This is a genomic window from Lelliottia sp. CFBP8978 (assembly GCF_034046055.2).
Taxonomy (GTDB): Bacteria; Pseudomonadota; Gammaproteobacteria; order Enterobacterales; family Enterobacteriaceae; genus Enterobacter.
The window spans coordinates 2,247,254-2,261,223 of record NZ_CM188253.1 but is presented as its reverse complement, the minus strand read 5'-3'; the positions used below and the strand labels follow the sequence as shown (position 1 = coordinate 2,261,223).

Annotated in this window: 17 protein-coding genes; 14 read left to right on the top strand and 3 right to left on the bottom strand. The window is 55.6% G+C overall.

What is annotated here, in order from left to right; genetic code table 11:
- Nucleotides 1–379: 379 nt before the first annotated feature.
- On the bottom strand, nucleotides 380–1,270 hold the full coding sequence (locus tag SOM82_RS10655; RefSeq protein ID WP_320459552.1) for a LysR family transcriptional regulator: 891 nt from the start codon (nucleotides 1,268–1,270) through the stop codon (nucleotides 380–382).
- Between the two features lie 111 nt (nucleotides 1,271–1,381).
- Here SOM82_RS10655 and SOM82_RS10650 point away from each other — a divergent pair, with 111 nt between their 5' ends.
- On the top strand, nucleotides 1,382–1,780 hold the full coding sequence (locus tag SOM82_RS10650) for a (R)-mandelonitrile lyase (protein ID WP_154125537.1): 399 nt from the start codon (nucleotides 1,382–1,384) through the stop codon (nucleotides 1,778–1,780).
- Here the strand turns inward: SOM82_RS10650 and SOM82_RS10645 are convergent.
- The gene (locus SOM82_RS10645; protein ID WP_320459551.1) at nucleotides 1,777–3,312 is read right to left on the bottom strand and encodes a methyl-accepting chemotaxis protein; all 1,536 of its coding nucleotides are present in this window, start codon (nucleotides 3,310–3,312) and stop codon (nucleotides 1,777–1,779) included. The genes SOM82_RS10650 and SOM82_RS10645 overlap by 4 nt on opposite strands.
- Nucleotides 3,313–3,661: 349 nt before the next feature.
- Here SOM82_RS10645 and SOM82_RS10640 point away from each other — a divergent pair, with 349 nt between their 5' ends.
- From SOM82_RS10640 to SOM82_RS10580, 13 genes are all read left to right on the top strand, one after another.
- Nucleotides 3,662–4,201 carry an AAA family ATPase gene (locus tag SOM82_RS10640; protein ID WP_320459550.1) on the top strand — a complete coding sequence of 180 codons (540 nt, stop codon included), beginning with the start codon at nucleotides 3,662–3,664 and terminating at the stop codon, nucleotides 4,199–4,201.
- 110 nt (nucleotides 4,202–4,311) lie between these two features.
- Nucleotides 4,312–5,313, top strand: coding sequence for an LLM class flavin-dependent oxidoreductase (locus tag SOM82_RS10635; RefSeq protein ID WP_320459549.1), 1,002 nt, complete (start codon nucleotides 4,312–4,314; stop codon nucleotides 5,311–5,313).
- Nucleotides 5,310–6,431, top strand: coding sequence for a M20 peptidase aminoacylase family protein (locus SOM82_RS10630; RefSeq protein ID WP_320459548.1), 1,122 nt, complete (start codon nucleotides 5,310–5,312; stop codon nucleotides 6,429–6,431). Before SOM82_RS10635 ends, SOM82_RS10630 begins: the two co-directional genes overlap by 4 nt.
- A 16-nt stretch (nucleotides 6,432–6,447) precedes the next feature.
- Entirely contained in the window at nucleotides 6,448–7,764 is a 1,317-nt protein-coding gene (locus SOM82_RS10625; protein WP_501083520.1) for an NtaA/DmoA family FMN-dependent monooxygenase, read from the top strand.
- A 13-nt stretch (nucleotides 7,765–7,777) separates the two neighbouring features.
- Nucleotides 7,778–8,710 (top strand): transporter substrate-binding domain-containing protein, encoded by a 933-nt coding sequence (locus SOM82_RS10620; protein ID WP_501083519.1) that lies wholly within the window; start codon nucleotides 7,778–7,780, stop codon nucleotides 8,708–8,710.
- Nucleotides 8,711–8,719: 9 nt separating this feature from the next.
- Nucleotides 8,720–9,229 (top strand): GNAT family N-acetyltransferase, encoded by a 510-nt coding sequence (locus tag SOM82_RS10615; RefSeq protein ID WP_320459547.1) that lies wholly within the window; start codon nucleotides 8,720–8,722, stop codon nucleotides 9,227–9,229.
- 9 nt (nucleotides 9,230–9,238) lie between these two features.
- Nucleotides 9,239–10,159 (top strand): amino acid ABC transporter permease, encoded by a 921-nt coding sequence (locus SOM82_RS10610; RefSeq protein ID WP_320459546.1) that lies wholly within the window; start codon nucleotides 9,239–9,241, stop codon nucleotides 10,157–10,159.
- Complete coding sequence (locus SOM82_RS10605; protein ID WP_154125529.1) at nucleotides 10,143–10,916, top strand: amino acid ABC transporter ATP-binding protein; 774 nt, start codon at nucleotides 10,143–10,145, stop codon at nucleotides 10,914–10,916. Before SOM82_RS10610 ends, SOM82_RS10605 begins: the two co-directional genes overlap by 17 nt.
- A gap of 9 nt (nucleotides 10,917–10,925) precedes the next feature.
- A complete protein-coding gene (locus tag SOM82_RS10600) occupies nucleotides 10,926–11,813 on the top strand; it encodes an ABC transporter substrate-binding protein (protein WP_320459545.1) in 888 nt (295 codons plus the stop codon).
- Nucleotides 11,814–11,865: 52 nt separating this feature from the next.
- A complete protein-coding gene (locus tag SOM82_RS10595; protein WP_320459544.1) occupies nucleotides 11,866–12,483 on the top strand; it encodes a glutathione S-transferase family protein in 618 nt (205 codons plus the stop codon).
- A gap of 34 nt (nucleotides 12,484–12,517) precedes the next feature.
- On the top strand, nucleotides 12,518–12,748 hold the full coding sequence (gene pptA, locus SOM82_RS10590; RefSeq protein ID WP_320459543.1) for a tautomerase PptA: 231 nt from the start codon (nucleotides 12,518–12,520) through the stop codon (nucleotides 12,746–12,748).
- A 195-nt stretch (nucleotides 12,749–12,943) separates the two neighbouring features.
- Nucleotides 12,944–13,177 (top strand): type II toxin-antitoxin system Phd/YefM family antitoxin, encoded by a 234-nt coding sequence (locus SOM82_RS10585; protein ID WP_154125526.1) that lies wholly within the window; start codon nucleotides 12,944–12,946, stop codon nucleotides 13,175–13,177.
- Between the two features lie 27 nt (nucleotides 13,178–13,204).
- A complete protein-coding gene (locus SOM82_RS10580) occupies nucleotides 13,205–13,540 on the top strand; it encodes a type II toxin-antitoxin system RelE/ParE family toxin (RefSeq protein ID WP_320459542.1) in 336 nt (111 codons plus the stop codon).
- 5 nt (nucleotides 13,541–13,545) lie between these two features.
- On the opposite strand, the gene SOM82_RS10575 is transcribed toward SOM82_RS10580, so the two are convergent.
- Nucleotides 13,546–13,848 (bottom strand): ArsR/SmtB family transcription factor, encoded by a 303-nt coding sequence (locus SOM82_RS10575; RefSeq protein ID WP_320459541.1) that lies wholly within the window; start codon nucleotides 13,846–13,848, stop codon nucleotides 13,546–13,548.
- Nucleotides 13,849–13,970 lie beyond the last annotated feature (122 nt).

The following is a 13,970-nucleotide window of genomic DNA, read 5'->3' as shown; positions in this document are numbered from 1 at the left end:
GAGTTACCTGTTTACCTGTCTGAATCATCTTGGGGATGTCCGCGCCTGGCAGCCAGCAGACCAAACGATTGCTTCTGCGCAGGCACATGCCGCCTTTCCAGTCATTCTGCGTATGGATAAGGCAAAACATGGCGAAGCATCCTACCTGCAATCCATAAACGACGCAAAATATAACCAGCGTGAAAGTGATGCAGGTCGAATGAAAACGTGTGGTCAGAGCAGATAGTTATCACAACGCGCTGAATTGTGGGTATATTTTAGACAAAACGGCCGTTCTGCTGCAGCGTTAATCATCATTTACACTTAACAGTTTCGAACGGGTATTGATGAATCCCTTTCATCAACACAAGCGTATTCTGCAGGCGGGCCGGGAAATAGCCTACGGATGGCGTAACGCATCAACCAACAGCGCAAACGCCGTCGTGTGCTGGCGGCGGCTGGGGTAGTAGAGATGGTATCCATCGAAAGGCGGACACCAGCTCTCAAGCACCCGAACCAACTGTCCGTCAGCGATCGCATCGAGAACCGTATCTTCCGGCACATACGCCAGCCCCAGGCCTGCCACTGCGGCGTCAATCCGCTGCGGCAGGTTGTTCAGCGTTAATTGGCCTTCCACGCGCACCCGCAGTTCGCGCCCGTCTTTTTCAAATTCCCAGGCATATAACCCGCCCAGCGTCGGCAAACGCATATTGATGCAGCAATGGCTGGCAAGCTGTTCAGGTGATTCCGGCACGCCATACCGGGAAAAGTAATCTGCCGAACCGACCACGGCCATCCGCATATCGGGCGCAATGCGCACCGCAATCATATCTTTGGCAACCTGTTCGCCTAAACGCACCCCCGCATCAAAACGACCGTCAACGATATCCGTCAGGCCGTTGTCTACAGTCACTTCGATATGAATGTCGGGATATTGCGCCATAAACGGTTTCAGGACCGGCCACAGGACTGAAGACATGGCGTGTTCCCCGGCATTCAGGCGAATGTTTCCGGCCGGGGTATCGCGCATGTCGCGCAGGGTGGCCAGCTCCTGTTCGATCTCAAGCAGATGGGGACTAAGACGCTGAAAAAGTTGTTCGCCTGCGGCGGTGGGGGCCACGCTGCGGGTTGTCCGGGTGAGCAAACGAACGTCCAGGCGGGTTTCAAGGTTGCGCATCGCGTGGCTCAGCGCCGACTGCGAGACGCCAAGCTGGGCGGCGGCGCGGGTAAAACTGCGCTCACGAGCGACCACCATAAACGACAGAAGATCGTTAACATTATCTTTCAACACCGCGCGGCTCCCGATTAATGAATTTCGCTCATGGTTCTTTTCTGATTATGCAGTCTAATGTCGGTGCTTGCTTTGCGCTACTGTTAACGCAACAGCAAAACAGGAGGAAGCATGAAAATTATCCGTAGTGGTTCATTACCGTCAGTCCGTGGGCCAGAAGCGTGGTTTAGTGGAACGGTACGTATTGATGCGCCATTTCAGGCCACTGAACCGGCAACGGTCGGCGGCGCCACGGTGACATTCGAGCCAGGCGCACGTACCGCATGGCACACGCATCCGCTGGGGCAAACGCTGATTGTCACGCACGGGCGCGGCTGGCTGCAGGAGTGGGGTAAAGAGGCGCAACCGCTAAACCAGGGCGACATCGCGTGGATCCCGCCTGGCGTCAAACACTGGCACGGAGCCAGCTCGCAAACGGCGATGACGCATATCGCCATCGCCGAATCGGTGAACGGTAGCCCCGTTGACTGGCTGGAAAAAGTGACCGACGAACAGTATCAGGATCGTTAACCACCAAAGACCGCAATCGCCTGTTGCAGTCGCGTCGTGCGCTGCGTCAGGTGATGCGCGGCGCGAGTGACGTTATCGACCATACCGGTATTGTTATGGGTCATGACGCCGATGCGCGAGATCGACTCGTTAATCAGCGTCAGCGCCTGAGTCTGCTCCTGGGTCGCGTGGCCGATCTCTTTGATTAATGATGTCACCTGCAGCACATTGCCGATCATCGCGGTGAGGTGTGTTTCCGTCTGTTCGACCATCGCTACGCCGGCATTGACGCTGGCGACGTTTTTCTCAATCAGCGTTTTGATCTCTTTGGCCGCGGACGCGGAGTGTTGGGCCAGATTGCGCACTTCTGCCGCCACCACCGCGAATCCCCGACCGGCTTCTCCGGCGCGTGCGGCCTCTACGGCGGCATTAAGCGCCAGGATATTGGTCTGAAACGCGATCCTGTCGATCACGCCGATAATATCGACGATCTGGCTGTTATCCTTCGACACCGACTGCATCATGCCAATGGTTTGCTTCATCGCCGTTTCGCCGCTGCGGGCGCTGCTGCTGGTGCGATCGGCCATATCTATCGCTTCCCCGGCCGTTTGCGCGGTTTGCTGCACGGCACTGGCAATCTCTTCGACGGCGGCTGCGGTTTGTTGCAAGTCATCGGCGGTCTCTTCTGAACGCGCCTGCAGTGAGGCACCTTCTTTTTCCACCTGTTGGCTGATGGTGCTGATCCCGGCGATTTGCGTGCCCACATCTTCCACCAGCGAATTCAGATTAAGGCCCGACTGATTCACCAGTCGCATCATCATGCCGACTTCATCGACGCGGTCGAAATGGTAATAAGCGGTTTTACGTCCCGAAACGACATGTTGCATATGCCGGACAATGGTTTTCAGCGGACGGTTGATCTGCGCGTGAAGATATAACGCGAGAATAACAAACGGCAGAATGATGCCCGCTATTTGTATGACACCTTGCGGCAATAATAATGTCGCCAGCAGAGTGAGCAGGGCGGTAATCGCGATGCCATAATTCACTCTTTTTGCGGTGCTGATTTTTTTAAACAGCGAAAGAAAAGAGAATAAACCGCGGCGAACCAGCACCCCTTTATATAAACGGTGGCCGGTTAAGTCATTATTTCTGACCCGTTGATAGAGATTTTCGCTGGCGGCGATTTCGTCGCGCGGCGGAATATTACGCACAGAAATGTAGCCGGTCAGGGTGTCGTTCTGATAAACCGGCGTCACGTTGGCGCGGACCCAGTAGTGATCGCCGTTGTGGCGGCGGTTTTTTACCAGCCCCGTCCAGCTCTGCCCCTGCTGGAGCGTGAACCACATATCGCCGAACGCCTCCGGCGGCATATCGGGGTGGCGAATCACATTATGTGGCTCGCCAATAAGATGTTCTTCTTTATAACCACTGGCTTCAATAAAAGCCGAGTTCGCATAGGTAATATAACTCTGCGTATTGGTCGTCGACATCAGCGTCGACCCTTCGTTAAGCAAATACTCGCTTTGTGTAACAGGAGTGTTATTTCTCATGAAAAACTCCATGGTGATGTCAAGAAAAGCAGAAGCCGCCCGAAAAAAGTTCAGGCAAGACGAAGTTATTGTTCTGTTTATTACGGACTGCGCATTCTTCCACAGAATGGGGTAGATAAGAAAGACGCTAAATTAAATATTTTTAACTGTTCAATTTTTGTTATGTAATAAAAATGCAAACAAAAGCACTCCGTTTAATAATGGGTAAATTAAATTCTCTACCTAAGTCAAATAATAAGTTGATCCACCACGTAACGAGGCAGCGGTGAAGCCGAAATAGCGTTTCATTAACATTAATAAAACGCTACTATGACGCCTGTCCCCACTCTGAACCCGATCGGCCAATGCTATGAAAATCAACCTTGTCGGCACCAGCGGCAGCGGTAAAACGACCCTCGCAAAACGCCTCGCCGCTGAGCTTTCGCTCCCCTACATCGAAATGGACACGCTGTACTGGCGCCCTGACTGGCAGGGGACGCCGGACGAACAGCTGCTGCCAAAACTGGAAGCCGCCCTGAATGCGTCTCCGGGCTGGGTGCTTGATGGGAATTACAATCGTACCCGACCGGTTAAATGGCGCTACATCGACATGGTGGTGTGGGTGGATTGTGGGTTCGCCCGCACGCTGTGGCAGGCGGTGAAGCGTGCAGCGACGCGGGCCTGGACGCAACAGGAGTTGTGGCCGGGAACAGGAAATCGCGAAAGTTTTCGCCGTTCATTTTTAAGCCGCGAGTCAGTGCTGCTGTGGACAATCAAAACCTGGCGCAGCAACCGCGGGCGTTACATCGCTGATATGCATAATCCGCACTATGCCCACATTCGTTTTGTGCGGATTACCTGTCGCAAAGAGGCTGAAAGCCTGATCGCAGAGTTAACGTTAAACCGTTAACCTGGCTTTGCATTTCTGTTTTCCGGCAAACTAAATGTAAATTAATTGTTTCTCAGAGGTGAAATCGCCCCTTAATAATGACGACATGTTAAGTCAAACGAGAACACAACATGTCCTGGCGAATCAGCATTCTGGATAAAAGTCCCGTAGCGGTAAACGAAACGGCCGCCGATGCGCTGGCGCGTACCTTAAGTCTGGCAACACAGGCCGAAGCGCTGGGGTTTCACCGCTTCTGGATTGCCGAACACCACAATACATCTCAGCTCGCAAGTCCGTCTCCGGAAATTTTGATTGCCTGGATCCTCGGCCAGACAAAGCATATTCGCGTCGGCTCCGGCGGCGTGATGCTGCAACACTACAGTCCCTATAAAGTGGCCGAAAATTTCAACGTGCTGGCCTCAATTGCGCCTGGCCGCGTGGATTTAGGCGTCGGCAAAGCTCCGGGAGGGCTGCCGCTGTCTACGCGCGCGCTGCAGCGGGGTTTGCATCAGGACGAAAAGGGCGATTTCGCCGATCAACTGACGCAGCTTGACGGCTGGCTCTCACAGACGGCTGACCGTCAGGATGATGCGGTCAACGCCACGCCGTTACCGTCCGCTCCGGCGGAGAAATTTCTGCTCGGTGCCAGCATCGAAAGTGCATTACTGGCGGCAAAGCTCGGCTGGAATTTTGTCTTCGCGGCTCATCTGAACGGGGATGCCACGCTCCTGCGTGATGTGCTGAAAACCTGGCGCGCCAACAGTGCGCTTAACGCCATCGTGGCGGTACAGGCTATCGTCGCACCGACGCAGGCTCAAGCCGACGCGCTGGCCGAGAAAGTAGAAGTGTGGGGCGTTGAACTGGCCAACGGACAGCGGGTGACGGTCGCCAGCGAGGAGCAGGCGTATGCCTTTGCGCGTCAGGCGCAGAGTGAGCCGCTGCGCATTGCCCGTCGCGCCCAGTCGCTGATCAAAGGCACCGCCGAATCGGTGCTTGCGGAGCTGGAAACCCTGCACCAGACCTGGGGCATTGACGAATTTATCATTGATACGCCCGTGGCTGACGGGCTGGCCCGGACGCAGTCGCTGCGTCTGCTGGCGCAGGCCAAATTCGCCGGGGAGGTGCTGGTATGAGCCTCGGACAACAACTCATCGACTGGCGGCGCGAACTGCATCGCCATCCGGAGCTGTCGGGACAGGAGGTCGAAACGACTGCCCGTCTGCGCCAGTGGCTTTCCGCCGCCGGGATCGCAGTCCTGCCTTATGACATTCAAACCGGCGTTGTGGCTGAAATTGGCTCGGGCAACAAACGCATTGCGTTGCGCGCGGACATTGATGCTCTGCCTATTGAAGAGCGCAGCGGGGTGGAATTCACTTCGCAGAACCCGGGCGTCATGCACGCCTGCGGCCATGACGTACACACCAGCGTGATTCTTGGCGCGGCACTCCAGCTGAAAGCCCGTGAGTCTTCCCTGCCGGGCCGGGTGCGCATTCTGTTCCAGCCTGCCGAAGAGAATTTTGGCGGTGCCAAAAGCCTGGTTCGGGCCGGTGCGTTACACGACGTCAGCGCCATTTTTGGCATGCACAATGAGCCGGGTCTTCCGGTGGGGTCGTTCGCGACGCGCGGCGGCCCGTTTTACGCCAATGTCGACAGATTTGTTATCAGGGTCACCGGCAAAGGGGCGCATGCCGCGCGTCCGCATGAGGGGTCTGACGCGATTGTACTCGCCAGCCAGCTCGTGACGGCTCTGCAAAGCGTCGCCAGCCGCAACGTCAACACGCTGGATTCGGTGGTGTTAAGCGTCACGCGCATTGAAGGCGGAAATACCTGGAACGTCCTGCCGGAAAGCGTAGAGCTGGAAGGCACGCTGCGTACCCACCGTAGCGAAGTGCAGCAGAACGTGAAAGCGCGGGTGGGAGAGATCGCCGCCGGTTTTGCCAGCGCCTTTAATGCGCAAATTGATATCACCTGGTACGCCGGTCCGACGGCGCTGGTTAACGACGAGCGCTGGGCGAATTTCGCCACCTCCGTCGCGCGGGAAACGGGCTACGAAACGCAGCACGCAGAGTTGCATATGGGGGGCGAGGATTTTGCCGTCTATCTGCAGCATATTCCTGGCGCGTTTGTCAGCATCGGCAGCGCCAGCCCCTTCGGTCTGCATCATCCGGCGTTTAATCCTGATGAAGCATTAATCGAACCCGCGGCGCACTATTTCTCACAGCTTGCAGAAAAAGCATTACAACAAATTTAACCATTAAGAGGTGAATATGTCTGCAACACGACAATTACGTCTGGGAACGATATTGCATGGCGCATCCGGAAATATGTCCGCGTGGCGTCATCCGGCGGCCACGGCGGATGCCAGTATTAATTTTGATTTCGTTAAAGAGACGGCATTAAAAGCGGAGCAGGGGAAGCTCGATTTTTTATTCGTGGCCGACGGTCTGTATATTAATGAAAAATCAATTCCGCATTTTCTGAATCGCTTTGAGCCATTAACCGTATTATCGGCGCTGGCGAGTCTCACGTCGCGTCTCGGGCTGGTGGGAACGCTTTCCACCTCCTACAGCGAGCCGTTTACCGTTGCGCGGCAGTTCGCCAGCCTCGATCATTTGAGTGATGGCCGTGCAGGCTGGAACGTGGTGACGTCGCCGCTGGAAGGATCGGCAAAGAACTTTTCCCGTGATAAACACCCGGAGCATGCCCTGCGCTATCGCATTGCGGATGAGTATCTCGACGTGGTGAAAGGGCTGTGGGATTCCTGGGAAAAAGACGCGTTTGTACGTAATAAAGAGAGCGGCCAGTTCTTTCATCCTGAAAAGTTACACACCCTCGATCATCAGGGGGATTTCTTCCAGGTCGCCGGTCCACTCAATATTGGGCGGACTCCGCAAGGACGCCCGATTGTATTTCAGGCGGGGGCGTCTGATGATGGTAAAAAGCTGGCGGCGAAACATGCTGATGCCATATTTACCCATCATGAAACGTTAGACGAAGCCAAAGCCTTTTATCGCGACGTAAAACATCTGCTGGAGATAAAGGGTCGCCGCGCCGATCAGTTGCATATATTTCAGGGCGTCAGCGTAATTGTTGGAAAAGATGCGGCCGACGTTGAGCAGCAATATCAAACCACCGCTGCGCTGGTCTCCATTCACGATGCGCTTAATTATCTCGGGCGTTATTTCGAACATCACGATTTTAGCCAGTATCCGCTCGACGAACCGTTCCCGGATATTGGTGATTTAGGACAAAACAGCTTCCGTAGCACCACCGATGAGATCAAACGCAACGCTCATGAGCGCCACTTAACCCTGCGTCAGGTGGCGCTGGAAGCCGCTTCACCGCGTCCACGTTTCTCCGGTACGCCGGAAGAGGTGGCCGATGGTCTGCAGGAGTGGTTTGACGCGTACGGTGCCGACGGATTCATCATCCAGGGCGGAACGCCTGATACCTTCCCGCGCTTTGTCGATCAGGTGGTGCCTATCCTCCAGGCGCGTGGCCTGTTCCGCACGGAATATCCTGGCACAACGCTGCGCGACAGCCTTGGGCTGGCAGAACCTGAAAATCAGTTCACACAACAATAAAGAGAACACCGCTATGCAGAAAACATCGCTTATTCTGGCGCTCGCGCTGGCCTTTACCCCTGCCGTCTGGGCAGAGAATGTCAATATTAACGGCACCGGCGTGAGCGTCGAGGCCAATAAAAAGCCGATCAATACCGCTAAAAATGGCGACGCGGTGGCGCAATTGCCGAAGGATTATCGCTTCGCGGTTCCGGGGAAATTTACCGTCGCCGTGGCCGGGCTGAATCAGCCGCCACTCACCGTATTCTCCGATGACAACAAAACTCTGCTCGGCAGTGAAGTGGACGTCGCGCGCCTGGTGGCCGACAGCCTCGGGCTGGAGCTGAACGTGGTGCCGACCTCCTGGGAAGACTGGCCGCTGGGCGTCGCCTCCGGCAAGTATGATGCGGCAATCAGCAACATCACCGTCACCAAAGAGCGCAAAGAGAAGTTTGATTTCGCGACCTATCGCAAAGATTCCCTCGGCTTTTACGTGAAATCGACCAGCCCGATCAAAACCCTTGAGAAGGCCGAAGACATTGCCGGGCTGCGCATTATCGTCGGGTCGGGCACTAATCAAGAGGCGATTTTGCTGGCGTGGAACGCCGAAAACCTCAAAAAAGGCCTCAAGCCCTTTACCCCGGTTTACACCAAAGATGACGCCGCTCAAACCCTGGCGCTGCAGTCCGGGCGTGCGGATGCGTTCTTCGGACCGAATGTGATTGGCGCATGGAAAGCCGCGCTGACGGGCAAAACCAGGCTGGTCGGTAGCGTGGACGGCGGCTGGCCGAAAGCGGCGCACATCGCCGTGACGCTGAAAAAAGGCAGCGGCCTGGTGGAGCCGGTGCAAACCGCGCTGAACGGTGTGATCAAAAATGGTGATTACGACAAAGTGCTGAACCGCTGGGGTGAAGGCGTCGAGCGTATTCCGAATTCAGAAGTGAACCCGGCCGGACTGGGCGACTAAGGAGGTCCTGTGAGCGAACTTTTTCGCGATGTTTCGCCGGAAGACGCCGAACTTCAGCCCATTATTGAGGGATTGTTCGGCGAGTACGCGGCGCGCTACGGCGATTACTTTTCCAAAGACGCTGAAATTGAACTGACCGAGTGGTATTTGCCGCCGCAGGGGCTGTTTATTGTGCTGGAGCGCGACGGAGAAATCATCGCCACCGGCGCGTATAAGCCCTTCGATGCGCAAACCGCCGAAATCAAACGTATCTGGACCGACAAAACGCTGCGCCAGCAAGGGCTTGCCGCCCGCGTGGTGCGCGAGCTGGAACGCAGGGCCGTGCTGGCGGGGTACAGCCAGATTTACCTCACGACCGGTTTTCGTCAGCCGGAAGCGGTAAAGCTGTATCTGAGCCAGGGCTATGCACCGCAGTTCGATCTGGAGCGCGACCCGGAAGAGTACAGCCAGCCGCCGTTTGACGGGCGACTGCGCTTCATCAAGACGCTGGTACGCGAAGCGTTCAGCAAAACCGCATGAGGAACGACGATGAACAACGTTGAAACCATCAAAGTGGTCCCGGCGCGCTATCCGTGGCGCACCGTCGGGGCGATCGCGGCGCTGTTTGTGCTGGCGGTCGTCATTCAGTCGGTGGCTTTTAATCCGCGCTGGGAGTGGGGCGTGTTTGCCCGCTGGTTCTTCGATCCGGTGATCCTTGAAGGGGTGGGGCAAACGTTGCTGCTGACCTTAATCGGCACGGTGTTGAGCGTGATGTTTGGCGGAATGCTGGCGCTGGCGAGATTGTCCTCGTCGTGGCTGTTAAGCAGCCTGGCGTTTGGCTATATCTGGCTGTTTCGCTCGCTGCCGCTGATTGTGGTGCTGATTATTCTGTATAACTTTTCGTATCTGTACGACACGCTCTCGCTGGGCGTGCCCTTTACCGACATCGTCTGGGGACACTTTGAGACCATCAATGTGCTGGGGCAGTTTTCTACTGCCGTCGTCGGTCTGACGCTGGTGCAAAGCGCCTATACCGCCGAGATCATTCGCGGCGGCTTTTTGGGCGTCGATCACGGCCAGTACGAAGCCGCGGCCGCGCTGGGCTTGCCGGCATGGCGTCGCACGGTGCGTATTATCCTGCCGCAAGCGCTGCGCACCATTCTGCCGTCCGGATTCAACGAGATCATCAGCCTCGCGAAGGGGACGGCGATGGTCTATGTGCTGGCGATGCCGGAACTGTTTTACACCATCCAGATGATCTACAACCGCACGCAGGAAGTGATCCCGCTGCTGATGGTGGGCGCGGTCTGGTATCTGGTGATCACCACCGTGCTGTCCGCCATTCAACACATTGTGGAACGCGGGCTGGCGCGCAGCGAACGCCGCTCGGCGGTAAATCAGTCGCGCGCCGCAGGCCGCACCCGTACTGTCACCACGACCCAGGAGCCCGTCCATGCCAGCCTCTCATGAAGGACACATTTCGATTACCGGCGTGAGCAAGTTTTTTGGTCGCCATAAAGCGCTCGATAACGTGTCGCTGGAAATTCCCCCCGGTTCGGTAACGGTGATCCTCGGCCCGTCGGGATCCGGTAAATCGACGCTCCTGCGGACCATTAACCATCTGGAGCGCGTTGATGAAGGTTTTATCCAGATTGACGGCGACTATATTGGCTATCGACGTCAGGGCGACAAGCTGTACGAACTGAAAGAAAAAGAGATCCTGAAACAGCGCGTGAACGTCGGGTATGTGTTTCAGAACTTTAATCTGTTCCCGCATCTCACGGTGCTGGAGAACCTGATTGAAGCACCGATCGCCCATAAACAGCTGAGCCGTAAAGCTGCCGTGGAGCGGGCGTACGGTCTGCTGGATGTCGTCGGGCTGCGCGATAAAGCCGATGCGTGGTCCCGTCATTTATCCGGCGGACAACAGCAGCGCATCGCCATTGCCCGCGCCCTGGCGCTGCGACCGCGCGTGATGCTGTTTGATGAGCCAACGTCGGCACTGGATCCTGAACTGGTGGGCGAGGTGCTGGATGTGATCAAAAAGCTGGCCCGCTCCGGGACCACGCTGGTGGTGGTCACACATGAGATTGGCTTTGCCCGCGAAGTCGCCGATCAGGTGGTGTTTATGGTCGATGGCAAAATCGTGGAACAGGGCAGCAGCGACGAAGTATTGAACCGTCCGGCGCATGCCCGAACGCGCCAGTTCCTGTCAAAAGTGCTGTGAGGAGAGAAGATGAAATATGGATTTCTGGCGTTACTGGGCGTTGTGTCGGTGAGTCATGCCAGCATTGATTTACACGCGAATGAACAGCCGCTGCCGGTCACGGCGGATCGGGCGGCGATCGCGAAGATCCCGCAGGGCTATAAATTTGTCGAGCCAGGCACGTTGACGGTGGCCATTTCCGCGCTGAATTCACCGCCGCTGGCGCTCCTGGCCAGCGATAACCGTACCCGCATCGGGAGCGATCCGGATATTGCCCGCCTGCTGGCAGGCAGCCTGGGGTTAAAGCTCAAACTGGTGCCGACAGCGTGGGAAGACTGGCCGCTGGGGATCAGCTCCGGGCGCTATGACGTAGCGCTGGTGAACATTGCGGTGACCGAACAGCGCAAAGAGAAGTTTGATTTTGCCACCTATCGTGTCGATTCGCTGGCGTTTTCGGTGAAATCGACCAGCGATGTGCAGTCGATCAAAGGTGCGGAAGATTTGTCCGGCAAAAAAGTGATAGTCGGTTCCGGAACTAATCAGGAGCGGATCCTGCTGGGCTGGAACGAGGAGAACAAAAAAGCGGGCCGCGAGCCTGCGCTGCCGGTTTATCTCACCGACGATGCGTCCGGCAATTTGTATCTTCAGTCTGGTCGCGCGGATGTGTTCTTTGGCCCGCAGTCGGTATCGGCCTATAAAGAGGCACTGACGGGTAAAACTCGCGTGGTCGGCTTAGGGCCGAAAAAGGCTTATGTCGCAACGACCACCAAAAAGGGCAACGAGCTGGTGTATGCCCTGCAGGCCGCGCTGGATGGGGCGATTCAGCGTGGGGAGTATCAAAACGTGCTGGCGCGCTGGGGAGAACAGGGCGAAGGGGTAGAGCGCTCGGAGGTCAACCCGCCAGGGATAACCTATTAGATAACCGATTAAGGGTGTTCTACACTGACAGTTTCCCTTCTGCGGAGGCTGCATGATTAACCTCTATGGCGTACCCGGCTGGGGATCGGCCATCAGCGAAGTGATGCTGACCCTGGCGGATATTCCTTATCGTTTCGTGAATGTGGACGGGTTTGATACTCCCGGCCCGCAGCGAGATCTGTTGGAAAAACGCAACCCGCTGTGTCAGGTGCCCACGCTTGAGCTGGAAAACGGAGCGATCATGACCGAAACCGCAGCGATAGCGCTGATGGTTCTCGATCGTTGTCCGCATCTCGCGCCGCCCGTCGGTGATGCCGACAGAGCGCAGTTCCAGCGTTTGCTGATCTGGCTGGTTGCCAATGTGTATCCCACTTTTACCTATGCTGATTACCCGGAACGCTGGGCACCGGACGCTGCGGAACAGCTACGCGAGAATTGTCTCGACTATCGCAAGTCGCTCTGGCTGTGGCTGGATAACCATCTGCACGCCACGCCGTATGCCTTTGGCGAGCAGCTCACGCTGATTGACGTCTATATTGCGGTGATGCTCACCTGGGGGCCGGGCCGTGACTGGTTTGCCGCCAATACGCCGCGTATTACCGCTGTCGCAGATTCTGTCTGTCAGCGGCCAGAACTGCACAAGGTGTTAAAGGCAAACGAAATTATCTGATAAGTTGAAACGCTCACAACAACAGGAGCCTGCAATGCCACACGTTGATATCAAGTGTTTTCCCCGCGATCTGAACGATGAACAAAAATCCGCACTGGCGGCGGATATCGCCGAGGTGATCATCCGTCACTTCAACAGTAAGGACAGCTCGGTGTCGGTTGCCCTCAATCAGGTGCAACAGGAAGACTGGAAAGCGCAGGTCTGGGACACGGAAATTGGACCAAATCTGGATGAGCTGATTAAGAAGCCTGGGTATTCGATGTAAGATCTATGCCGGGTGGCGGCTGCGCTTGCCCGGCCTATAAATCTCCGCTACCCACTACCGCCGCCAGGCATTTTTCCGGTCTGCGAGGCTGCTTCCAACGCCATTCTTAATATCGACGTATCCTGTTATAGCGTCAATTGAATGCGGTCTAAATATGGTCTATATTTAAGCTTCTTTGATACGCAAGGACGTACCATGAAAGTTGAAACTATCAGTTTTGTGAAGAAAAATGCGGCAACGCTGGATCTTTCGGAACCCATTCTGGTGACGCAAAATGGTGTACCTGCCTATGTTATTGAATCTTATGAGCAGCAGCAGGAACGGGAAAAAGCCATTGCGCTTCTTAAGCTGCTGACGTTATCTGAAAAAGACAAAGCAGAAGGAAAAGTTTTTTCCAAAGATCAGCTGCTGGACGGTCTCGACGACTGAACCCGAGTAACGGATTAGGGACAGGTAATGGACAACAGTCAGAGCGTTTTCGAGTACACGCGGACGGTAAAATATTGCATTGATGATATTGTCATTTTTTTGAGACGCATTGATGTCGAGCCACGCCCCGTCATCGCAGGCATTCTGAAGCAGTTTGAAAATACGGTCGGTCAGTTTCCTTTGGGTGCTCAGATCTGCCCAGAGTTGCTAAAGATCGGGTGCGCAAAGTATCGCGAATTTAATACCCAGGATGGCTACCGGGTGTTGTATTCAATCGAAAATTCGATAATCACGGCGCACGCCATACTATCGCAACGTCAGGATATACAGCAGCTTCTGTTCAGGCGCCTGGTACTGGCCTGATATTCTTACTTCATTACCCGCAACAACGTATCCAGCAGCCCCGGAAAGCGGGCATCCAAATCTGCTCTGCGCAATGAAATCAAATTCTCACGTCCCTGTGGGCGCTGCCAGATCACGCCGCTGTCGCGCAGGACACGCCAGTGGTGCGTCATGGTCGATTTCGCCACTTCCTGCGGGCGCAGAGCGTTGCAGCTCATTTCGCTGCCATCGGCAAGCAGGCGCAGGATCTCCAGTCGTAACGGATTCCCGAGAGCTAAAAGGACGTTTTCCAGGGTGATCTGTTCCGTTTCGGGGTGGTTGGCAATCATCGTCTTCCTGAGGTCACTGTCAGGTTGAGCTATCTTAATGATAGGTCAACGCGTGAAAAAATAGTTCGAATATACTCGTACAATAGGACTATTATAACAAACGAACAGACAGACGACCATCC

What these genes read in the sequence shown, in the direction of transcription:
- SOM82_RS10650 (WP_154125537.1), top strand. Translation starts at nt 1,382, where the DNA reads ATGAAAATTATCCGTAGTGGTTCATTACCGTCAGTCCGTGGGCCAGAA.
- SOM82_RS10645 (WP_320459551.1), bottom strand. Translation starts at nt 3,312, where the DNA reads ATGAGAAATAACACTCCTGTTACACAAAGCGAGTATTTGCTTAACGAA.
- SOM82_RS10640 (WP_320459550.1), top strand. Translation starts at nt 3,662, where the DNA reads ATGAAAATCAACCTTGTCGGCACCAGCGGCAGCGGTAAAACGACCCTC.
- SOM82_RS10635 (WP_320459549.1), top strand. Translation starts at nt 4,312, where the DNA reads ATGTCCTGGCGAATCAGCATTCTGGATAAAAGTCCCGTAGCGGTAAAC.
- SOM82_RS10630 (WP_320459548.1), top strand. Translation starts at nt 5,310, where the DNA reads ATGAGCCTCGGACAACAACTCATCGACTGGCGGCGCGAACTGCATCGC.
- SOM82_RS10625 (WP_501083520.1), top strand. Translation starts at nt 6,448, where the DNA reads ATGTCTGCAACACGACAATTACGTCTGGGAACGATATTGCATGGCGCA.
- SOM82_RS10620 (WP_501083519.1), top strand. Translation starts at nt 7,778, where the DNA reads ATGCAGAAAACATCGCTTATTCTGGCGCTCGCGCTGGCCTTTACCCCT.
- SOM82_RS10610 (WP_320459546.1), top strand. Translation starts at nt 9,239, where the DNA reads ATGAACAACGTTGAAACCATCAAAGTGGTCCCGGCGCGCTATCCGTGG.
- SOM82_RS10605 (WP_154125529.1), top strand. Translation starts at nt 10,143, where the DNA reads ATGCCAGCCTCTCATGAAGGACACATTTCGATTACCGGCGTGAGCAAG.
- SOM82_RS10600 (WP_320459545.1), top strand. Translation starts at nt 10,926, where the DNA reads ATGAAATATGGATTTCTGGCGTTACTGGGCGTTGTGTCGGTGAGTCAT.
- SOM82_RS10595 (WP_320459544.1), top strand. Translation starts at nt 11,866, where the DNA reads ATGATTAACCTCTATGGCGTACCCGGCTGGGGATCGGCCATCAGCGAA.
- pptA (WP_320459543.1), top strand. Translation starts at nt 12,518, where the DNA reads ATGCCACACGTTGATATCAAGTGTTTTCCCCGCGATCTGAACGATGAA.
- SOM82_RS10585 (WP_154125526.1), top strand. Translation starts at nt 12,944, where the DNA reads ATGAAAGTTGAAACTATCAGTTTTGTGAAGAAAAATGCGGCAACGCTG.
- SOM82_RS10580 (WP_320459542.1), top strand. Translation starts at nt 13,205, where the DNA reads ATGGACAACAGTCAGAGCGTTTTCGAGTACACGCGGACGGTAAAATAT.
- SOM82_RS10575 (WP_320459541.1), bottom strand. Translation starts at nt 13,848, where the DNA reads ATGATTGCCAACCACCCCGAAACGGAACAGATCACCCTGGAAAACGTC.